Source organism: Humibacillus sp. DSM 29435 (genome assembly GCF_001758225.1).
GTDB lineage: Bacteria > Actinomycetota > Actinomycetes > Actinomycetales > Dermatophilaceae > DSM-29435.
The window spans coordinates 266,142-285,393 of sequence record NZ_MAST01000034.1; the positions used below are offsets into that span (position 1 = coordinate 266,142).

Annotated in this window: 18 protein-coding genes; 3 read left to right on the forward strand and 15 right to left on the reverse strand. The window is 69.4% G+C overall.

The genetic code is table 11. The features are described from left to right. Window positions 1-23 precede the first annotated feature (23 nt). Together BA895_RS17490 and BA895_RS17495 are read right to left on the reverse strand one after the other, a co-directional pair. On the reverse strand, window positions 24-920 hold the full coding sequence (locus BA895_RS17490; RefSeq protein ID WP_070193128.1) for a universal stress protein: 897 nt from the start codon (window positions 918-920) through the stop codon (window positions 24-26). 3 nt (window positions 921-923) lie between these two features. Next, window positions 924-2,741 carry an amino acid permease gene (locus BA895_RS17495; protein ID WP_083283487.1) on the reverse strand — a complete coding sequence of 606 codons (1,818 nt, stop codon included), beginning with the start codon at window positions 2,739-2,741 and terminating at the stop codon, window positions 924-926. A gap of 363 nt (window positions 2,742-3,104) precedes the next feature. Here BA895_RS17495 and BA895_RS17500 point away from each other — a divergent pair, with 363 nt between their 5' ends. Next, complete coding sequence (locus tag BA895_RS17500) at window positions 3,105-3,590, forward strand: thioesterase family protein (protein WP_254666538.1); 486 nt, start codon at window positions 3,105-3,107, stop codon at window positions 3,588-3,590. Continuing rightward, the gene (locus BA895_RS17505) at window positions 3,587-4,075 is read left to right on the forward strand and encodes a hypothetical protein (protein WP_070193130.1); all 489 of its coding nucleotides are present in this window, start codon (window positions 3,587-3,589) and stop codon (window positions 4,073-4,075) included. Before BA895_RS17500 ends, BA895_RS17505 begins: the two co-directional genes overlap by 4 nt. Before the next feature lie 9 nt (window positions 4,076-4,084). Here the strand turns inward: BA895_RS17505 and BA895_RS17510 are convergent, their stop codons facing one another. Further along, window positions 4,085-4,888 carry an SDR family NAD(P)-dependent oxidoreductase gene (locus BA895_RS17510; RefSeq protein ID WP_254666539.1) on the reverse strand — a complete coding sequence of 268 codons (804 nt, stop codon included), beginning with the start codon at window positions 4,886-4,888 and terminating at the stop codon, window positions 4,085-4,087. A 270-nt stretch (window positions 4,889-5,158) separates the two neighbouring features. Between BA895_RS17510 and BA895_RS17515 the strand changes: the two genes are divergently transcribed. Next, a complete protein-coding gene (locus BA895_RS17515) occupies window positions 5,159-7,984 on the forward strand; it encodes a BTAD domain-containing putative transcriptional regulator (RefSeq protein WP_139142739.1) in 2,826 nt (941 codons plus the stop codon). Here BA895_RS17515 and BA895_RS17520 read toward each other — a convergent pair. The 12 genes from BA895_RS17520 to BA895_RS17570 form a co-directional block, all read right to left on the reverse strand. After that, a complete protein-coding gene (locus BA895_RS17520) occupies window positions 7,921-8,790 on the reverse strand; it encodes a discoidin domain-containing protein (protein ID WP_175442364.1) in 870 nt (289 codons plus the stop codon). The genes BA895_RS17515 and BA895_RS17520 overlap by 64 nt on opposite strands. Before the next feature lie 245 nt (window positions 8,791-9,035). Next, the gene (locus BA895_RS17525) at window positions 9,036-9,623 is read right to left on the reverse strand and encodes a phage tail protein (protein ID WP_083283488.1); all 588 of its coding nucleotides are present in this window, start codon (window positions 9,621-9,623) and stop codon (window positions 9,036-9,038) included. Continuing rightward, complete coding sequence (locus tag BA895_RS17530; protein ID WP_070193134.1) at window positions 9,620-11,560, reverse strand: putative baseplate assembly protein; 1,941 nt, start codon at window positions 11,558-11,560, stop codon at window positions 9,620-9,622. The genes BA895_RS17525 and BA895_RS17530 overlap by 4 nt, the downstream gene beginning before the upstream one ends. Next, a complete protein-coding gene (locus BA895_RS17535; RefSeq protein ID WP_070193135.1) occupies window positions 11,557-11,964 on the reverse strand; it encodes a GPW/gp25 family protein in 408 nt (135 codons plus the stop codon). Before BA895_RS17535 ends, BA895_RS17530 begins: the two co-directional genes overlap by 4 nt. A gap of 1 nt (window position 11,965) precedes the next feature. Further along, the gene (locus BA895_RS17540; protein WP_070193136.1) at window positions 11,966-12,250 is read right to left on the reverse strand and encodes a PAAR domain-containing protein; all 285 of its coding nucleotides are present in this window, start codon (window positions 12,248-12,250) and stop codon (window positions 11,966-11,968) included. A 61-nt stretch (window positions 12,251-12,311) separates the two neighbouring features. Next, window positions 12,312-14,126, reverse strand: a complete 1,815-nt coding sequence (locus tag BA895_RS17545; protein ID WP_070193137.1) for a VgrG-related protein — start codon at window positions 14,124-14,126, stop codon at window positions 12,312-12,314. Next, complete coding sequence (locus tag BA895_RS17550; protein WP_083283489.1) at window positions 14,116-14,934, reverse strand: LysM peptidoglycan-binding domain-containing protein; 819 nt, start codon at window positions 14,932-14,934, stop codon at window positions 14,116-14,118. Before BA895_RS17550 ends, BA895_RS17545 begins: the two co-directional genes overlap by 11 nt. Continuing rightward, the gene (locus tag BA895_RS17555; protein WP_070193139.1) at window positions 14,934-15,374 is read right to left on the reverse strand and encodes a phage tail protein; all 441 of its coding nucleotides are present in this window, start codon (window positions 15,372-15,374) and stop codon (window positions 14,934-14,936) included. Before BA895_RS17555 ends, BA895_RS17550 begins: the two co-directional genes overlap by 1 nt. Before the next feature lie 10 nt (window positions 15,375-15,384). Further along, window positions 15,385-16,305, reverse strand: coding sequence for a hypothetical protein (locus BA895_RS23665; protein WP_139142742.1), 921 nt, complete (start codon window positions 16,303-16,305; stop codon window positions 15,385-15,387). Window positions 16,306-18,168: 1,863 nt separating this feature from the next. Continuing rightward, a complete protein-coding gene (locus BA895_RS24035; RefSeq protein ID WP_175442365.1) occupies window positions 18,169-18,327 on the reverse strand; it encodes a DUF6760 family protein in 159 nt (52 codons plus the stop codon). Next, window positions 18,324-18,782 carry a hypothetical protein gene (locus BA895_RS17565; protein WP_254666540.1) on the reverse strand — a complete coding sequence of 153 codons (459 nt, stop codon included), beginning with the start codon at window positions 18,780-18,782 and terminating at the stop codon, window positions 18,324-18,326. The genes BA895_RS24035 and BA895_RS17565 overlap by 4 nt, the downstream gene beginning before the upstream one ends. Beyond that, on the reverse strand, window positions 18,782-19,228 hold the full coding sequence (locus BA895_RS17570) for a phage tail protein (RefSeq protein WP_070193141.1): 447 nt from the start codon (window positions 19,226-19,228) through the stop codon (window positions 18,782-18,784). The genes BA895_RS17565 and BA895_RS17570 overlap by 1 nt, the downstream gene beginning before the upstream one ends. Window positions 19,229-19,252: the final 24 nt, after the last annotated feature.

Below are 19,252 nucleotides of genomic sequence, written 5' to 3' on the forward strand. Positions count from 1 at the left end.
CGGCGACGTGTGACCAGGAGGCGTCAGCCGGCGCGCGGGGCCGGCACCAGATAGACAGGGACCGGCGCCGACCGGAGGATCTTGGAGGCCCGGGAGCCGAGGAAGAGCCGAGCGGCCGGAGCCGACGAGCTCGGCCCCACGACGAGCAGGTCACCCTCGTTCCAGGGGACATTCCAGATCGCCTTGCCCCACGACAGGCCCTCCCCGACCACGAGGGAGGTGGCCAGCCGGTTGCCGAGGTCGGCATCCACCGCGCCCACCTCGGCCTGGAGGGCAGCCTTCGTGCGGGTCACCCACTGCTCGACGACGAGGTCGTCGGCGGACTCGTCGACAGACCCGAAGAACCGCTTGGGCGGTCGCACGGCGAACGACACGGCGCGGACGTCTGCGCCGACGGTCTCGGCGAGGCCCACGCCCACGGTGGCCAGGTGCGCCCCACCCGTGGATCCCCCGAAGCCGATGCTGACCCGGCGGATGCGTGCGGTCGGGCCGGAACGGAACCCACGCGGGGCGAGGAGCACCGGCAGGGGCGCGGCGTGCACGAGCCGGTCGGTGACGCTGCCGAGCGAGATGCGGCCGAGGGAGCCCTTGCTCGACGATCCGAGCACCAGTGCCGACGCGCCGGTTTCGACGCAGAGCTGGAGCAGCCCTCCCGGGATGGATGTCGCCTGGCGCACCTCGTAGGTCGCCTCGATGTCCTTCGGGAGGCTCGCTCTGGCCTGGTCGAGAACCGAGTGGCCCCAGTCGGTGAGCGGCCCGAGGTAGTCGCCGTCGACGAAGTCTGGCACCCCCGCTGCCTGCGGGGTGGCGACGACGACAGCGACCACGAGCGGCTCACCAGTGGACCGCGACATCACGCTGGCCAGCTCGAGGGCCGACGTGCCGCTGTCCTGCGCGGTGTAGGCGACGACGATCGTCATGGGTCAGACCGGCGCCACGAGCGAGGCCGCTTCGACGTGCGTCACCGGCACCCCCAGCTCAGCCGCCCGGTCGACGACCTCGAACCGCTGCCACACCGAATCCGACGCCGGGAGCGTCACGACGACGATCTGGTCGGGACGGAACTCCTGAACGGCCTTCTGCAGAGCCCGAATGGGGCGGTAGTCGCCCAGAGCGCCGGTGGCGTCGAGCTGGTGGGCCGACAGTGTCTCGAGGGTCCGGTCCAACCGCTCCTGCGCAGCCGCGACCGTCGCGTCATGCACCGACACGGCGCCGTGCGTCCACGCGGTGCCGGTCTCGACAGCACTGGCCGGTACACAGACGAAGTACGTCGCCTTGCCACTGGCGTCGATCCGGTCCAGCTCGCTGATGAGCTCGTCAGCCTCCAGGGTCTGGTTGGCCAGCACGAGCACGCGACGCGCGTCGCCGGTCGGTTCGACCTCGGCCCTGATCGGCAGCCGAGCGATGCGGCGCTTGTTGATGAAGAAGAGGATGAGCACCACGCCGAACGACAGAAGGCTCAGAACCAGCTGGATCCGCACGTCGGCGGTCAGCCCCATCTGAACCAGCACCAGGATGATGCCCAGGGCCGTCGCCGCCGAGAGGCCGGGGAACCACCACATCTTCACCTTGATCGTCGACTCGTCGGTTCGATATCGCAGGATGATCTGCGAGATGGCGATGAGCAGGTAGACGAACAGGATGATGGCACCAGAGGAGTTCAGCAGGAACGAGAACACCGTGTCGGGCGAGATGGCGGCCATGATCACGGCGAGGAAGCCGACGACCGACGAGGCGAGGATGGCGACCACCGGCACGCCGCGCGAGTTGACCGACACCATCGATGCGGGGGCCTCGCGACGAGCCGCCAGCACGAACAGCATGCGAGACGCGGTGTAGAGGCCGGAGTTGAGACACGAGAGCACCGCGGTGAGCACGACGGCGTTCATCACGTCGTCGGCGTAGGGGATACCCATCTGCTTGAACGCCGCGACGTACGGCGAGACGGCCAGGTCGGGCGAGTTCCACGGCAGGATGACCGACAGCAGGAAGATCGAGCCGACGAAGAAGATCGCGATGCGGGTGATCACCGAGTTGGCGGCCTTCGACACGGCCCGCTCGGGGTCGTCGGACTCGGCCGCGGCGATGGTGGCGATCTCGGCGCCGACCATCGAGAAGATGACTGTGACCACCCCTGCCGTGATGGCCGCACCCCCGTTCGGGAAGAAGCCGCCCTGCTGCGTGAGGTTGCTGAAGTCTCTGGTGGCGTTGGGCCAGATGCCGAAGACGAAGAGCCCGCCACAGATCAGGAAGATGATGATCGCGCCGACCTTGATGCCCGCGAACCAGAACTCGAACTCGCCGAACGAGCTCACCGAGATGAGGTTGGTACCGGTCATGAGGAGCATCAGGAAGAGGCTGAGAAGCCAGGTCGGCACGTCGGGGAGCCAGAAGTTGGCGACCTTCGCCCCGGCCACCGCCTCGAAGCCGACGACGATGACCCAGAAGTACCAGTACAGCCAACCGACGGAGAAGCCGGCCCAGTCACCGAGCGCCTTGCGCGAGTAGTCGGCGAAGGAGCCGGTCGAGGGTTGTGCCACCGCCATCTCGGCGAGCATGCGCATGACCATGATGATGAGCACGCCACACAAGGCGTAGGTGATGAACGCGCCCGGCCCGGTGTCGTGGATGACCGTGCCCGACCCGACGAACAGGCCGGCGCCGATCACGCCACCCATGGCGATCATCGTCAGCTGACGTTGGTTGAGAGCCTTCTTCAGCTCGGGGCCACCGCCGGACACCTCAGGCCTCCCCGCACACGAGGAACAAATGGTGAAGTGGAGCTGAACGAGACATGAGGATGCCCTCTCGGTCGGTCCGACGCGGCGGCACTGCCCACGACGCTTCGCTCAAAGTAACGACGGTCGGGTGATCTGTCTACGGCATCGAGCCCGGTCGGTAAGTGTCGGCTTTTGTGACGTATCGCCACCAGCGCTGCTGTGACCACTGGCGTTGTAGCCGGTGGAGCCACGTCGCGTCGAGCAGGTGGGCGGTGGCACGGCAGGGTCGGGCAGGGTCGGGCAGGGTCGGGCAGGGTCGGGCAGGGTCAGGTGGGGTCAGGTGGGGTCAGGTGGGGTCGGGTGGGGTCGGGCAGGATGGGCGAGGTGACGAACGGCCCAGCGGCATCCGACCCAGGCGAGCTGAGGCTCGGCGACTTTCCCGTGCAGCGACCGGTCACGACTCGCTGGTCCGACAACGACATGTACGGCCACCTCAACAACGCGGTCTACTACGAGCTGTTCGACTCGGCCATCAACGGCTGGCAGGCCGAGCACGTCGCCATCGACCCCCTCACCGACCCGACGCAGGGGGTCGTCGCAGAGTCGGGTTGCACCTTCTTCGCCGAGGTCGCCTTTCCGGCTCCCCTGGTCGTGGGGCTTCGGGTGGTGCGGCTGGGTTCGAGCAGTGCCACGTACCAGCTCGGGCTCTTCCTCGACCCCGAGCGCAGCGCGGAGGTGGACCCCGACCTCAAGGCGCTGGGGCACTGGGTGCACGTGGAGATCAGCGCAACCACCCGCCGCCCCCACCCGCTGCCCGATCGACTGCGCACGCTGCTGGAATCTGCGGTCGTGGAGGGGGACTCACGATGACTGACCACCCCGAGGAGTCGTGGGAGGCCTGGGTCGGGCGGGTCGCCGGGCAGCTCGAAGCGCTGGCCGGCGACGGCTTCGCCACGTTTGCGGCTCACCCCGCAGCACCCGTCGGTGACCACGGTGGTGCTCACCCCCGCAGACGCTGGCGCAGGGGCCGGCCCGCTCGGATGCCGTCCACCCCCCGACCGTCGACGGTCGCCGCCCCACCGATGGCGGAGGTGCTGCTGCAGGTACGACTGCTCGAGGGGTGGCTTGCGCTCGAGTGCATCGGTGACACCGAGTTCGAGGGGCTCAGCGACCTCTCGGTCGCGCAGCAGGGCCGGCTCGTCACCCTGGGCTGGGAGCAGGACGACCACGAACCGACGTTCAGCAAGACCTACTCGCGGGCCGAGTCAGGGGTGGCGGCCGACCTGCTCGCGCGCAGCCTCCGCGAGGTTCTCGGGGCCGACTGGCCCAGCCAGGTCGACACGCGTCACGGCTGAGGCGGCCGGTCACCAGTGCGAGGCGGTGGCCTTCGACTGCCGGCCGCGAGCGCGAGCGAACTCGGCACCGGCTCGGTTCATGCCGGCGCGGTACAGCGGCCGTGCGAATCGCTTGATACGCCAGATGATCTGGCCTTCTGGGTCGGTCAGGATCAGGTCTCGTCGGGCGTCGATGCCGTGGATGACCGTCGACGCGACCCGGTCGGCCGTGCGGCGCGAGCGGGTGACCATCGCCGCGCCCGCCTGCTCCACCTCGGCGTCGGCACCCCGGAAGGAGTCGGTCAGGTTGGTTCGGAAGAACGACGGGCAGACCACCGAAACGGAGATACCGTGCGGGCGCAGCTCGTGCAGCAGGGTCTCGCTGAGCGCCACGACCCCTGCCTTGACGGAGTTGTAGGCCGACATCCCGGGAGCATGGACAAGACCGGCCAGCGACGCGGTGTTGACGATGTGGCCACTGCCCTGTTCTTTGAACAGCGGCGTGAACGTTCGACATCCGCGCACCACGCCCAGCAGGTTGATGTCGACGATCCACTGCCACTCCTCCATCGTGGCCATGTCGATGCGCCCGGCGGCGGCTACCCCGGCGTTGTTGACGAGCAGGTCGAGCCCACCCATCGACGCCAGCACGTGCTCGAGTGCCGCGCTCCAGGCGTCGTCGCTGCGCACGTCGAGCGGCAGGTAGTCGATGCGGGGCGGGAGGGTGGCCGGTCGGTCGGCACTGATGTCGGTGGCGAGCACCTGCTCGCCCCTGACGCCGAAGGCCGTGACCAACGCCAACCCCAGCCCGGATGCCGCGCCGGTGACCAGCACGCGGCGCGGCTTTTGAGGGCGTGGGCGTCGGCGTGAGCGGAGCGACGGGAGCGACATACGGGCGACCCTAGTCGCGCCGTTCATGAGCGTCTTGGGCCCTGATGGGCCCGTCCGGGTGCCCGAACCGGTTACTACCTGGTATCAACCCTGCCTTTGGTAAAAGATTGGTACGGAAACCGCACATCACGGGACGTCTCGGGCACCCGCCGCCGATACTGGTCACAGCCGGATCCCCATGCTTGAGACGATCCGGGCGGGGAGGCGAAGGCGGTGTCAGATCGATGGCGGGTGCTGCCGAGGCACCGCCTGGTGCGCTGCCTCGAGGACGCGTTACCGACCGGTGTCGCGCTCATCGTGGCTCCGTTGGGCAGCGGTAAGACCACTCTCCTCGAGCAGTGGTCCGGCCGCTCAACGCGACCGGTGCACTGGGTCGACACGTCCGGCCCCATCGACCTACACCCCCTCACCGTGGCGATCAGCACTTCGACCGGTCCGCCGGGGTCGATCACGGTGGTCATCGATGACGCGCACGGCATCGCATCGCACGACATGGAGGTGGTCGAGCACTTCATCGAACGATCGACGCCGCACGCCACCATCCTCATCGCCTCACGCACGATGCCCGCCTTCAACCTCGCGCACCGCGAGTTCCCGACACCGGTGCTCATCACAGGCGAGGCACTGCGCTTTCGTCCGCGCGAGGTCGCCGCCCTCTTCCGAGACGTCTACGGGACCACCTTGGATCCGGCGGCTGCGGCGCAGCTCGCTCACGACACCGACGGCTGGGCCGCGGCCCTGCACCTGCACCACCTCGGCCTGGGCTCTCGAACCGGCCGGCCGGGTTCTGCAACCGCGGCTCGTACGACGAACGACCAGTACCTGCAGGACTACCTCTCTCGCGAGGTTCTACGCCCCCTGCCGCCGCCACTCGTCGAATTTCTCCGGCTCACAAGCGTGTTCGACACCGTGACCCCGGGGCGGTGCGACGAGCTGTTGGGGTGGACCGGGTCGCGCAAGGTGCTGATGGAGCTGACCCGCCGTGAGGGGCTGGTCCGTCGCGACCCGTTCGACCCCGACTGCTTCCACTACAACCGGGTCCTGCGCGACCATCTCCGCATTCAACTGCGCGAGCAGCTCGGCGCCGAGACCGTTCGCACGGTGCGCGCCTTGGCCATCGACGTGCTCGTGCGGGCCCAAGCGCCGGGCGAGGAAGCGACCGCGCGAGCCCGGGCGGCCGACTGGCCGGGCCTGTCGAGCCTGCTGCGAGTCCACGGCGCACTGCTGACCCGACCGGACATGTCGACGTGGCTCGACCTGCTGCCTCCCGACGTTCGAGACCACGACCCCTGGTTCATGCTGGCGACGGCACGACGGCTACTCGCCGACGGACGGCCCGAGGACTGCGAGAGGACCGCCCGTCAGGCGGCCTCGCAGATGGTGGACCGGGAAGGTGCCCGCCTCTGCGAAGACGTTGTGGCCGAGGCGCTTCGCTGGGCGGGAGGGGCAGCAGGTTCGGTCGACGACCCGCTTGCAGCCTGGGCGGCGGAACCGGAAGCGGCCCGGCTGCTCTCTGCGGTCATGGCGGTGCTGATCGACTCCGCCGACCCGGCCGAGGCGCTCGATGCCGTGCACGCGGACAGTCTCGCGCGGGGAGAGACGTGGATGGCGCGGATCGCCCTGACGATCGGGCTGATCCGAGACGGGGCCGGCCAGGGCATCGACGCCGCTCTGCGAGTGGCTGCAGAGCGACGGGCTGTCGGTGACCCGGCCGGGGCCTTCCTGCTCGAGTGCGCCGTTGCCCTCACCGAGTTCCGCGCCGGGCACCCCGACCTCACGCTGCTCGAGAAGCTCACCGTTCGGGCCCGTGGGCTGGGGTCGGTCCCCGGCGTCGCCTGGCTCAGCTCCGGTCTGGCCCTCGCTGTCGCGAACGCCGACCTGCCCGAGGCCTCCGCCGCCGCCTCGTCGGCTGAGGCCTTGGCGCGCGCCTCCGGCGTCGCCGGAGCTCACGCGACGGCCTACGCGGCTCTGGCCATCGTCAAGCCCGGCAGTCGGACGGACCTGCTCGAACTGGCCCGAGAGCTCTCGGTGACCCCGGTTGGGCGAAGTGCTGGGCCTGGGCCGCGTGGTCATGTGCACGCAGGTGCCGGGCCGGTGGGCACCCACGGAAGCTCACGGACGATCCGTCCTTGGGAGTGGCTCAGTGGGCCGGCCGAGCGTCTGCGCGCACCGCCTCCGGAGCCGAGCCCTACGGCGTCCGCCCTGGAGGTGAGCGTCCGCTGCCTGGGCTCGTTCGACCTCACCATCCACCAGGTCCAGGTCAACCTCGCCGAGGTACGTCCGGTCGCCCGGGGCGTGTTGCGCGCGCTGGCGATCCGGGCCGGCACGCCCGTGCACCGGGACTGGCTCGTGGAGCAGTTCTGGCCGACGCTTCGCCCGGCGGCCGGCATCCACAACCTGCACGTCGCCATCTGCGCACTCCGCCGATCTCTGGAGCCGCACGCCCCCGGACGGTCCCACACGCTGCTGGCCCGGGGCGGGGACACCTACACCTTCGCTCGCAGCCTCAGCCTGGTGACAGACCTGCAGCGGGTGATGGCGCAGCTTCGGATCGCGCGAGAGCTCGGCCGCGATGGTGACCCTGCCGGCCAGGGCCGAGCCTTGTCCAGCGCTCTCGAGCTGTACACGGACGACGTGCTGCCCGACGACGGAGCGGCCGAGTGGGCGCTTCAGATCCGAGAACACGCCCGCCTCTCCGTAGCGCAGGCCGCCATCCGGCTCTGTGCCCTCTGCCTGCGAGCCGGCAGCGCAGACGCCGCCATCGCCGCTGCCGAGCGCGCCGTGGCGCTGGACCGGTGGAACGACTCTGCGTGGCGCGCGCTCATCGCGGCCCACACCCGGGCCGACGACCCGGTGGCCACCGACCAGGTCCGACACTCCTACCATCTCCTTCTCGAGTCGATCCGAGGGGACGAGCATGATTCACGACGGGCTGTTGAGCGCACGACCGGCCATCTGATTCCCCTTGACCCCGGTCAGGAACGCTTGAAGAAGGCGAGCTCACCCACGGCCAGCCGACGGTTCGACGCGGCACCGTAGGCCGCCTCGACGGTGAGGCGCACCTCGGTCACGTTGCTCACGGCGATCGGCACCTCCTGCGGGCCCGGGGAGTCGCCGAGCGTCACCGAGTCCAGCTTCTGGGTGCTGCCGTCCTCCAGGGTCAACATGACTCCGAGGGTCGCGACCCTGGCCGTCGTCAGATAGCCCTTGGGCGACTCCGATGAGCCGTTGAAGACCTGGATGGTCAGCAGGCGGACCGGATCGGCGAAGGTGGCCTGGATGTACTGGCCCTTGCCTGCGCCAGGGCGGGCGGGAGACCAGTACGTGTTCGTGGCTCCATCGCGGAGCGCGGCGGCGGGATGGCTCTTCACGGCGCTCGAAGCGGTGATGGACGTGGGGTTGACCACTTGCGAACCAGAGATGCGGTCTTGGACGGCGGCACCCCTGGAACCGAGGTGGGGCAGTGCGAACCAGACCCCGGCGCCGACGATACCGAGCGCGATGACGGCCCTGACCAGGGTGCGGTAGCCGCGCCGGCGCCCCCGTCGGCGCTTGGGCCGGTCCCCGGCCAGCGGACCCGCCTTGGGAGAACGCTGGAAGAGACGTCGGTACCACGGGAGGTCTGAGACGACGGGGGCATCGACGAGGTCAGCACCGCAGCGACGGCAGAAGCGGCGGGGCGCGACGTTGCCCGCACCACACGCCGGGCACACCGTCTCACCCGGCAGGGGAACCCGGTCCTCCGGCGGGAGCTCGCGTCGACGGGGCTTGGGCGCCGCGACACCAGGTCGCACCGCAGTGACGGCCTGCTCGACCGGGGCGACGGGCTTGGGCGGGGTGTTCACCTTCTGGGCCGCTGAGGTGGGGGCCGCTGCTTTCGCAAGGGGAGCGGCTGGCTCCGGCTCCGGCTCGGCAGCCGGTTCCACCTGAGGGGCGCTCGGCTGAGGTTTCTTGGCCTCCCACTCCAGAAATGCGCCGCACGCACCACAGAAGGACTCACCAGCCTCGTTGGCCGACCCACACTGGTCGCAGCTGATCATCGCCCGCCTCCATACCTCATGCCACTCGCGTCTTCGCTGCCTGACCCACATCACGGTTCACTCCCCGAGACCACACTCCGCTCGGTGACCTCGGTGACCTCGGTGACCTCGATGACATCTGCGACGTGCACCGGTTTCGCAGACCGGACGACCGCCTCGAGGCGACTGCGGTCAAGGCTCCCCAGATCGTCGACCAGCACCCTGATCCGCACGACCGGGTCAGGGTCGCCGGGCAGCGGCGTGCCTGGCGTCACCGACCAGATGGCCCCCCCGGAGTCGGTGACCTCGACCTGCGCCCCGGTCAGGTGCGACACGACCTCCCGTAGACCCAGCCGAGTGCCGCGTCGACGGTGCGTGGGAACCGACGCCCGCACCGCGCGTCGCAGGTCTGCGGTCCGGGTCTGGTCGTCGAGGTCCACCGCGACCCACCCGGCGAGCCAGGCCAGGAAGTCCGGCGGGGTCAGGTCGGGATCGACGTAGGTTGCCAGGTTGTCGAGCGAAGAGACGAGCGGAGCCAGGCTGTCGTCGAAGGCTCCGACGAACCGCTCTGTGAAGCCCTCCTCCTGGTAGACACCTGGAAGCTGGAAGAGCACCGGGAACGGGCTCTGCAGGCCATCGACCCGCCCGCGCATCGTCATCGCCCCTTCGTCGCCCGGACCTGGTGGCCGAACGAGAAGACGAGGGCGTTGGCGTCGAGCTCGATCCGATCAGCCTGCTGGCCGCGTTCGGAGGTCAGGGGATCCACCGCGAAGAGCCGTACCTCTTCGACGAGCTCGGTCGCCGGAAGTCTCTGCAGCACCGCGTACACCTCACCCGCCTGGACGGGTCGCCCAAAGGGCCAGCCGCTCCCGTCGGGTCCGCCGCGCAGAGGGTCGAAGTAGCGGTACAGCGCCCGCAGGGCCGCCTCGCGAAGGTTGCTCGGGTCGGTACGCGGACGCGCCGTGAGACGGGCGACGATCGTCACGCCCTGGTACAGGGGCGGCTCGACGACGAGCCGCGTCCCGACGACCCGACGCTCTTCGAGGTGCTCGGTCAGCGTCGCCAACAGCGACTCGGAGGGGATCAGATCTTCGAACCGCAAGGTGTCGTCGGCCTCGTGAGGGGCCGCCGGGACCACGAGCAGCCTTGCTCCGCAGTTCGGCTCGGTGATGCAGCGGACGCGGGCCAGGGTGGGGGTCGATCGGATGGCGAGCACCTCGAAGTCCTCTGCCGTCACGGCCCGGTCGAGGGTTCTGAGGTCGAGCGGTCCCCGCACGCGCACTTCCTCGAGCGTCTCAGCCGACACCCCACCCAGGGCAGGCCGCCGGTTCTCGACTCGTTCGACCATGGGGATGGAGGTGCGCAGCACCCGTAGGGTTCGGCTGGCCACATTGCCCCTGGGCCCGCCGCCGAACCGATACGACTGCAGCCGGAGCGGGGCGGCCTTGGGGGGGATGGCCCCGTAGCGCCGCACCGTCCCGTCTGCCTCCCGAACCGCCGGCGGCAGCTCGATGACCCCGGCGGCGGAGTCGACGTGAAAGACGCGGTCATCCGGCCCGTGCTCGGCGAAGGATGAGACCTCGGCCCACTCCTGCCATCCCGACCCGCCGGCGACCTCGAGCACGAGGGGCGAACCATCCCTGACGAGTGGGTGGCGGGCGAGCGCGAAGCCCTGACCCGACACCCCCTCCGACAGCCCGAGCACCTCGTCGAAGACCAGCTCCGCGTTGACGGCCCCGATCGTGCCACCGATCGTGAAGGCCGTCACCGAGCGAACCTGCGGTGACACGCGATAGGGCGGGTAGTCCCCCACTGGGTCGGTGACGACACAGCGGAGCCAGCCACCGTGGACTCCACCCGAGATCGACGCCAGGTGAGCGGCCGGCACGTGGATGATCACGTCGCCCGGACGGTTGAGGCCCCCTGTCTGGTCGGTGTCAAGGTCGCAGGGCTGCCATCCGTCACGGGTCCAGGCCTCCCATCTCAGCGGCGGGAAACCGGGATGCACGCCGGCACCCTGCACGTCGCAGTCCAGGCGCAGTGCGACGGCGCAGCGCGGCGCGGCGTCATCGAGACCGAAGAGCAGCGCGTCCCCCAACGCCGGGGGCTCGCCGAAGCAGGCGATTCCCGACTCCTCACGCAGCTCGAGCGCGCGTTGGACGACATCGCTGCCGGCTACCGCGGTCGCCACGGCCACCAGTCGACGAGGTGGGATGCGGAGGTCGCTGGTCGTCTCGAACACGACTGCGTCTTCGCTCTCGGTCCGCTGCGTGGCGACCTGGACACCCGCCGCGACCAGCACCGGCTCCGGTTGCGGCGCCGAGAGCCAGAACGTCGTATCGGCGGTAGCCGCTCCGGGGGCGTGCGGACGAACCCCCACCAGGTCGAGGAAGGCCAGGTAGAGCTTGTCGGGCACCCGGTTGAGCCGGTAGATCAGCTGGTCGACCATGAAGGCGAAGGTCTCGATCAACGTGACCCCGGGGTCTGACACGTTGTGGTCGCTCCATTCCGGGCTGCGCTCCTGGACCATCCGTTTGGCATCGTCGACCAGGTCCTGAAAGTGCCGGTCGTCGAGGTTCGGCAAGGGCAGACTCATGGCGCATCGCCCTCCGAGGGGATGACGTAGAAGGGGAAGACCAGGTTGCGGGGGTCGTTGGTGCCAGAGACGGAGTAGTGGATATCGATGTAGAGCGTGCCCTGGTCGACCGCGTCGAAGCGGACGTCCACGTCTTCCAGCTCGATCCGGGGCTCCCACCTCTCGAGGGCGACCCGGACGGCGTAGGCGATGTCGCCAGCGGTTCCGGCGTCGGCCGGGGCGAAGACGTAGTCGTGCACGGCACACCCGAACTCCGGCCGCATGGGTCTCTCCCCGGGGGCTGTGGCGAGGATCAGCCGGATGCTCTGCTCGATCTCTCTCGGGCCGGAGACCAGGGTGATGCCTCCCGTGGGGTCGACGCTCACCGGGAACCCCCAGCCGGTACCGATGAACTCCTGCGCCATCTCACCCTCCGATCAGCACGGTCGGGCAGCCAGGAGGAATGATCGGCGCGCCGCAGCCGCAGAGGTCGCCGACCCGCAGCGCGGGACGCTTGCCGATCAGCACGGTGACGGATCCGGGGGCGAACGGACTGGGAGGGTGGGGACCGGCGGGCGGCGGCATGGCGCACGTATGGAGGTCTCCGGCGACCGCCGCAGGGAGACCGCCGATGAGCACGGTCGCGACTCCCGGACCGGTGACGACCCCGGGGTGGGCTGTCAGGTCGCCGACGCGGGCCGCAAAGGGCATCTTGCCCTCCTTTCCTTGGGCTCGGTCTGATGGTGGAATGGGGTCGGTTGCTGTGAGCCGGTCAGTTGATCTGCACGAGGCTGCCCCTGACGGTCGTGATGCCGCCGGAGCCCAGCTCGGCCATGGCCTGGCCGTCGATCTTGACGTTGACTCCCTTGAGCGTGAGCTGCCCCTGCGCCTCGATGGCGATCGTCGCGGCCTTGAGCGACAGGCTGCCGCCGGAGGTCTCGACCGAGACGTTGCCGCCAGTGGTCGAGATGCTCACGTTCTGCTTGGCCGTCACCGTGACCGGCCCCTCGGAGATGATCTCGATGGCAGCAGCGGCCTTCTGCACCAGCGTGACTCGCTGCTTACCGTCCGCCGTCGCGAGCGTGAGCCGTTCCTCGGTCGATGACTCGATCATCTCGATGACCATCCCGCTGCGAGACACGAACGCCCGCCGCTTGATCGAACCGCTCGTGGCATCGACGTGCTCGTTCCAGCCCACCTTCGGCACGTCCTTGCCGTTGTAGAGGCCGCCGATGACGTAGGGGTCGTCGAAGTCGCCCGTCCCGAACGCCACGAGCACCTCGTCGCCGACCTCGGGAAGCACCAGCGACCCCCGGTTCTGACCGGCACCCAGCTGCACGGTGCGCGCCCACCCCGTGACGTACGTGTCGGACATGAGGGGGAAGGTCACCCGCACGCGACCTCGACCGTCGGGGTCCTTCACGTCCGTGACGAGGGCCGGCATGACGCCACTTCTCTGCTGGCCGGTCCCCCTTCCGCCCACGCCGGTGGCGAGTCCGTAGATGGATCGCTCAGACGAGCTGCTCACCGTGAAGCGGGTGAGATAGCCGTGGTCGCCGGTGAACTCGTGTCGCACCCCGCTGAGGACGTAGCGGCCATCGACCGGCGCCCCCACCTTGGCGATGGTGACCGGGGTACCGGACCGCAGCAGTGGGTGGCCCCTCGCAGTTCCCTCGATCTCCGCGAAGGACCCCCCGATCCGGTCGGCGATGGCCTTCGCCGTGGTCTCCAGGGCCGACAGGACTGAAGCGGACGAACGAGACTCGACCCAGTTCGGCCCTTTGAACACCTGACCGAGGCTGGCCGGGCTGACGCCGTCCAGCGCAGCGCCGTTCGTGGTGGCCGAGGCTCGAGCCACCAGGGCCTGCTTGGCCTGGGCGTCCCACCCCCGCACCTCGACCTCGGAGACCTGGTCGGAGGCGGTGATGCCGGCCCGGATCGAGAACAGGTTGACGCCCTTCTCCAGCACGAGCGGGTCCTGGCGGGCCTCGGTCTTCCCCGATGCTGCAGACGCCTTGGCCGGCCTGCGGAAATGGAGGGCCCCATCACTGACGGTCACCTCGGCACCGACGTCCGCGGCCAGCTCGCGCAGGAAGGCCCAGTCACTGACGCCGCCCTGCCCGACGTGGTCGAGCACCGGCTCGAACGAGTCGATGACGCCCGCCTTCAACCCCGCTCGCCCCGCGACGGTCCGGGCGATGTCTCCCGCCTTGACGTTGACGTAGGCCTCGGTGCGCTGTCCGTGGTGGAGCCGATGCGAGTGGTCGTAGCCACGCACGAGGGTGCGCTCGCTCCCGTCGGAGGCGATCTCCAGGTCGATCCCCGTCACCTCGCCGGTCAGCAACAGGTCCGGCCCGCTGGATCCGCTGCGCTGTACCGAGATCTTCACGACGGATCCGACCTTGAAGGCGCTCGTCGCACGGACGTCGGCGTCGAAGTCGACGAACGTGAGCATGAACAGGTCGGGCACGTTGCGGCTGTCATCGATGACGACCTGGCTCAGGCGGGCCTGAACGGCATCCGAGAGCGGGGCCCCCTCCACGTCGATCCGGAAGGTGCTGGTCGTCGCCTCGAGCTCAGACGCCATGACTCGTCCCCTGGTCTGCGAGGAGTCCGACGCGCCCATGGTGGACGAGACTGCTCGGGCCGAGATCTTCCGTCGAGGGCATGAGCAGGGTGTTCCCGGGGCGTAACCGCATCGGGTCGTCGATCCCGTTGATGGCGGCCACGGCTCGCCACGCGGTCGCGTCGCCGTACTCGCGATAGGCCAACATCGCCAAGGTGTCACCCTCGACGAGAACGTGGATTCGCCGGGGCACCAGTCCTCCCGAGGTGGGGTTCTGCTTGGGCGCGTCGCCGGCGAGCTCTTCCAGCTGAACCGTACAGATGGCTCGGATCGGCAGGCCGCTCGGCGCAAACATCGTGTACTTGGCGGTCACCCCGCTGACGTAGGCGAGGAACCCGGTGAGCCCGCCCCACCGGAAGAGCACCCAGGGCGGTGACCCCTTGTCCTTCTGATGCGAGGCGGTCGTGGGGATGCAGCAGGCGAAGAGCTGCTCCACACTCTTGACGACGCTCGCATCCTGGGTGTCCGAGGCGTCGAAGAACATCTCTAGGGACAGCTTGGCGGGCTCCGGCCCGGTGAACTGAGGCGGGCCGGACTTCTTGTTGCCGGATCCGGTGCCTCGCACCCACCGGGCCGTCTTGGTGAGGCTCAGCTCTTTCGGGTTGAACTGGAAGAGGATCTTGCCGATCTGCGGGCCGGGTTTGGACAGCGTGCCGTCGGGCGACGGCTCGTGCAGCAACAGGTAGGCATGTTCCAGCTTGGGCCGCCCGTTCGCACCGAGCTTCGTCGCTCCCGCGGCCGTCGCGTCCATGGCAACCGGCGAAGCCATCAGGCCCCCTGACCGGTCGTGATGAAGCCGTGGTGCGCAATCTCCACGGTCTCGGTGACGACCTTGGCCTGGTCAGAGTTCAGGGACGGGCCACTCCATCGCACCGGCACCACATCCAGCAGGCCCCACGTCGCGATGACCTTGCCGTCGCCACGCATCGCCACGATCGTGCCGGTTCGACGGGTGTAGCCGGTCTGGATGCTCGACAGCCACTTGACGATCTTCTCGGTGTCGCGCCCTAGTGGGCGGGTCAGCTTGATGTTCGGATACCGCAGCTTGGTCGGCAGCTGCCACGTGAAGCCGTTGTTGCCGCCCTCCTCGCGCGTCTCCAGAACCACCTCGCAGCCCAGGCCCTCACAGCTACTGAACTCGCCGAGATCCTGGTCGTCGAGCTTGACCTGGAAGCTCACCGAGACTGCGACGTTGACGTCCTGGATCATCGCTCCCCTCTCACCATGCATCCGTGCGCTGACCACGACGCTCGCGGTCGACCAGCAGCTCCGTGCGCAGCCGAGACGCCAGCGGTTCGTACAGTCGCCGTGCGAGCTCGTCCAGCTCCTGGGCTGTCGTAGCGGTACGGGCCGACGGTGTTCCGGCGGGCTCTTCGCGGATGCCGCTGGGCCCACTGACCGTCACCACCTCGCTCACGCGCGACTGGCCTGCGGAGACCGGCGCCTCAGCAACTCCTGCCGCCACGGGATCGAGAGTGGGTTGCACCGCCAGGCCTATCTGCCCGTTGCCCGCCGGCGAAGAGACCACCGGCATGTCGACGGTGGCCGGGCTCTCGTACGGTGCGGCCACGCTCAAGGGGCGACCTGACGTCGCCACGGCCTGCCGAGGCCCCCGAACCAGTCCGGGTAGCCACCGCTGCACCGGGAGGTCACCCGACCCCGGGGTCGTCGGCGTGAACGCCGAGGTGATCGGCCGCAGGCCGACCGGGCCGGAGGCGGGCACACGCGCCGGGTCAGACATCACGGCGCTTGCCGGCCCTGCCCCCGACGACCTCTGCACCGCGAAGGAGCCCTGCTGAAGTGAGGTCCCGGGTGGGGGATGCGCCCCGGACGGTCCGGACGGTCGGGACGGCGACAGCGGCCCTGACCACGCCGTAGTTCCGGTAGCGGGTGCCCCCGGTCGCACGACCACGAGCGGCGGCAGAGAGTCCTTTCGGCGCTGGAGCACGGGCGTCTCGATACCCGGCTCCTGCCGCGTCTCGGTGGCCGCGACCGGCCAGGACTGAAGGGCCTCGTTGCTCCGCGCCTCGATGGTCGACTCGGGCCGCTCAGCGGGAGCCACGACGATCTGCGGGTCGGGTGAGGGAGGCCCACCGCGGTGTGATCGCTGTAGCGCCAACGTCGGACGTGCTGTTTCCATCGTCACTCGACCCGAGCCTGAGCTCGGAGGACGTGGCTGGGCCCTGTCTGACGTCTGGACCGAGGTGGTGCGGGCCGGCTGGGCTGGACCGTGGGGGCGGGCGGCAGCCGACCGCTGCAGCTGGACCGTCGAGCGTTGCACCTGAGCCGACGAGGCAGCGGAAGCCAGCACCCGTACGGACGGGGCGGCAGCCGGGGCCACCGGCATCCGAACCAACGGCCCGGGCCCGGCTGCAAGGACGGGCAACGTCGGGAGCTCTGACGGTGTGGGACCAGCGAGGCTGGCAGCACGCTGGACTGGCGCGTACCGAGCTGACCCGGACCCGGACCCGGCTTCGTGCTGTGGTGGATGGCCGCCTTCCGGCCACGCACCAGCCTCGGCCCCGTTGGCGACGCCGCGCGCCGGCCCGTCTTCGGCGCCGTCAATGTCGGTTGCCTGGTTCAGCACCTCTGGGTGCGAGGGAGCCGGGCTGCGAGACACCGTTGGACTCGACACGACGACTCGTTGGGCCACTGCGTCAAGGGTGTTGGCCTCGGTCAGCGGGGCCGGCCGCGTTCCCGACCCGGTCACGGGCATGGCCACCAGAAGGTCGTCAAAGGGCTCCACCACGATGGGCGCCGGGCCCACGTCCACCTGCACGTCCGAGACCCTGGCGTCACGAACCTCCTCGCGCGTCGAGTCGCCACCACCGGTCCCGTGCTGGGTGCCGGAGTGTGCCGGTGTCGACGGATCGCCCAGTGGAGAGTGCGTCAGGAGTTGAGCTGAGTCAGGAACCGTGCCCGCCTCGGTCACCGACTGCTCCGACGGTTGTGGCCCCTGAACGTCAGCCGCCGCCGGGGAGGTGGTTCCACCCGGTGGTACGAACGACGCCTGCACGATCGGGGTGTCGGTCGGCGGCTGACGGACCGGAAGGCTACGGGTGAGGGGCCGCGGCCCTTCCGGCAGCGGCGTTCCCAGGCCCAGCCGCCCCGGTCGGGTGGCTCCGCGAGGGGATGGCGTCGAGCGTTGGACGTTGGGTATGAGCGACCCGAACGGGGCCGCAGGGCGGGGCCACGTCGTTGGGGTCCCGGGAATGTCGACAACCGTTGCGCCCCCAGAAGCTCCGTCCTCCAGCCTCGCAGCTCTCGCCGTCTCACCGACGGCTGCGGTGTCGCCGGAGGGGCCCGGCGCTTGGGGGGCTGCGACCGTTCGCTGAAGCGATCGTGAAGGACGGCCGAGCAGCGGGAGCTCCGGGAGCCGAGCGAGGTCTACGCCTACGGAGGTCGGGCCCTGGCGATCGGGCGCCTCAATGGCAGCAAGGTCATCCGCCGCAGGATCGATATCCGGCCCGACCTCCGCGTTGGGGGCCACCGCCGGGAGTGCCTCGGCCGCGAGCTGCACGATGGGGAGCCCCCGGGCCGGCGCCGCGACGAGGCGGCGCAGGGTCGCCTGCTCGGGGTGGACGATGCGTGGGAAAGCCAGTCGGTCGGCATCCGGTTCCGACGATGCGTGCGTCCTGCTCACCACGGGCGGGTGCCGCGGGTTCGTCCCGTCCGGATACGGGTTCCCCATCGGGGGCGCAGCCGCGCGCAGTGACCCGCCCTCGCTGTGGTTCGCGGCGGTCATCGGGCGGCTGCTCAGCTCGCGAGGCATCACCCCGAGGAACGCCGGCGAGCTCCAGGCCGCCAGGGTTGGCGCGAAGGAGGTGAAGCTCGCCACGGTCGGCATGTCAGTCACCTGTCGCTGCAAGGGCTCCATGCTGGCCCAGCCCGCCGGCGACACCCTCGCAGGAGCAGATCTCATCGGTGCGGCTGCCGGCACGACCGCGTCATCCGACGCAGCTGCCTCGCGCTCGCGCGACCCCTTCCACGGCCATTGCACCGTTCACCGCTCCTCTGCCATTCGAGAGTTGATGTCTGCGATCTCCTTGACGTAGCGACGGCGTTGACCGTGCTCGAGGTCGAGGATGTCGTCGAGATCCCAGTGGAAGTGGTAAGCGACGTACGCGACCTCTTCGTGGATCCGGTCGGGCGCGTACGTCACGATTCCCCCAGGCGCCCACCGGAAAGGTCCACGGCAAACCGGTGGGAGCACTCTGGGCAGGTCACCGCGGCGCGGGTGTGGCCTTCCGTGTTGACCCGGCGGTAGAAGTCCTGCAGGAAGGCCACGTCACTGGCGAACATGTTCTCGATGACGTTGGAGGTGATCGCGGGCACAGTACCCAGGGCGAGGATGACCCGAGCGAGCAGCACCACGGTGGTGAAGGCCGGGTTCTCCATGACCCGAGCGTCATAGAGGGGCAGTAGCTCGTCACGCGCGGTCGCGAGACGCATCGTGCCGCTTCGGTGCACCACACCGTCGCCGTCCACGTAGCCGCGGGGCAGCTCGAACTGGAACTCGGTGCGCAGCACAGGCCGCTCGGGGGCGAACGACACCGGTCGATCCAGGTCGAGCGTATCGACCGGAGCAGCCAGCGTGTTCTCCCGCGAGCGCTGCATCACGCCACCGTCGACTCGTCGAAGCACATCGTGAACTTCTCCGTTGCCGCCTCGGCTGCTCCGGCCTTGAGGCTGCTCACCTCGACACTCTTCACCCAGACGTTCGTGAAGCTGATCGTCTTGATCGTCTGACCCTTGTAGTCGGTCACCTCGACCGCGGCCGTCTTGCGGGACCCGGCGACGTCACCCTCCATCACCTTCTTGAGCCAGTCGGTGATCGTCTTGCTGTCGGTGAGGCCTCTGGTCACCGTGATCTCGCCCCCCTTGGGACGGCCGATGAGGTTGCGAACGATGAACTTGCCGTCCTTGGTCTGCTGCTTCATCTCGATCTTGTCCACCTCGGACTTGAGGCCGCTGACCTCGATCACCTTGGGGACCTCGATGCCATCGAGGACGAACTTGAAACCGTTGGCCGCTGCAGAGTCGAGCGGGTCAGCTAGTGGCATGGCCGTGCACTCCTATTCGTGTTG

Coding starts and splice junctions, on each gene's coding strand:
- BA895_RS17490 (WP_070193128.1), bottom strand. CDS start 920: ATGACGATCGTCGTCGCCTACACCGCGCAGGACAGCGGCACGTCGGCC.
- BA895_RS17505 (WP_070193130.1), top strand. CDS start 3,587: ATGACTGACCACCCCGAGGAGTCGTGGGAGGCCTGGGTCGGGCGGGTC.
- BA895_RS17525 (WP_083283488.1), bottom strand. CDS start 9,623: ATGACGATGCGCGGGCGGGTCGATGGCCTGCAGAGCCCGTTCCCGGTG.
- BA895_RS17530 (WP_070193134.1), bottom strand. CDS start 11,560: ATGAGTCTGCCCTTGCCGAACCTCGACGACCGGCACTTTCAGGACCTG.
- BA895_RS17535 (WP_070193135.1), bottom strand. CDS start 11,964: ATGGCGCAGGAGTTCATCGGTACCGGCTGGGGGTTCCCGGTGAGCGTC.
- BA895_RS17540 (WP_070193136.1), bottom strand. CDS start 12,250: ATGCCCTTTGCGGCCCGCGTCGGCGACCTGACAGCCCACCCCGGGGTC.
- BA895_RS17545 (WP_070193137.1), bottom strand. CDS start 14,126: ATGGCGTCTGAGCTCGAGGCGACGACCAGCACCTTCCGGATCGACGTG.
- BA895_RS17550 (WP_083283489.1), bottom strand. CDS start 14,934: ATGGCTTCGCCGGTTGCCATGGACGCGACGGCCGCGGGAGCGACGAAG.
- BA895_RS17555 (WP_070193139.1), bottom strand. CDS start 15,374: ATGATCCAGGACGTCAACGTCGCAGTCTCGGTGAGCTTCCAGGTCAAG.
- BA895_RS23665 (WP_139142742.1), bottom strand. CDS start 16,305: ATGGAAACAGCACGTCCGACGTTGGCGCTACAGCGATCACACCGCGGT.
- BA895_RS17565 (WP_254666540.1), bottom strand. CDS start 18,782: ATGCAGCGCTCGCGGGAGAACACGCTGGCTGCTCCGGTCGATACGCTC.
- BA895_RS17570 (WP_070193141.1), bottom strand. CDS start 19,228: ATGCCACTAGCTGACCCGCTCGACTCTGCAGCGGCCAACGGTTTCAAG.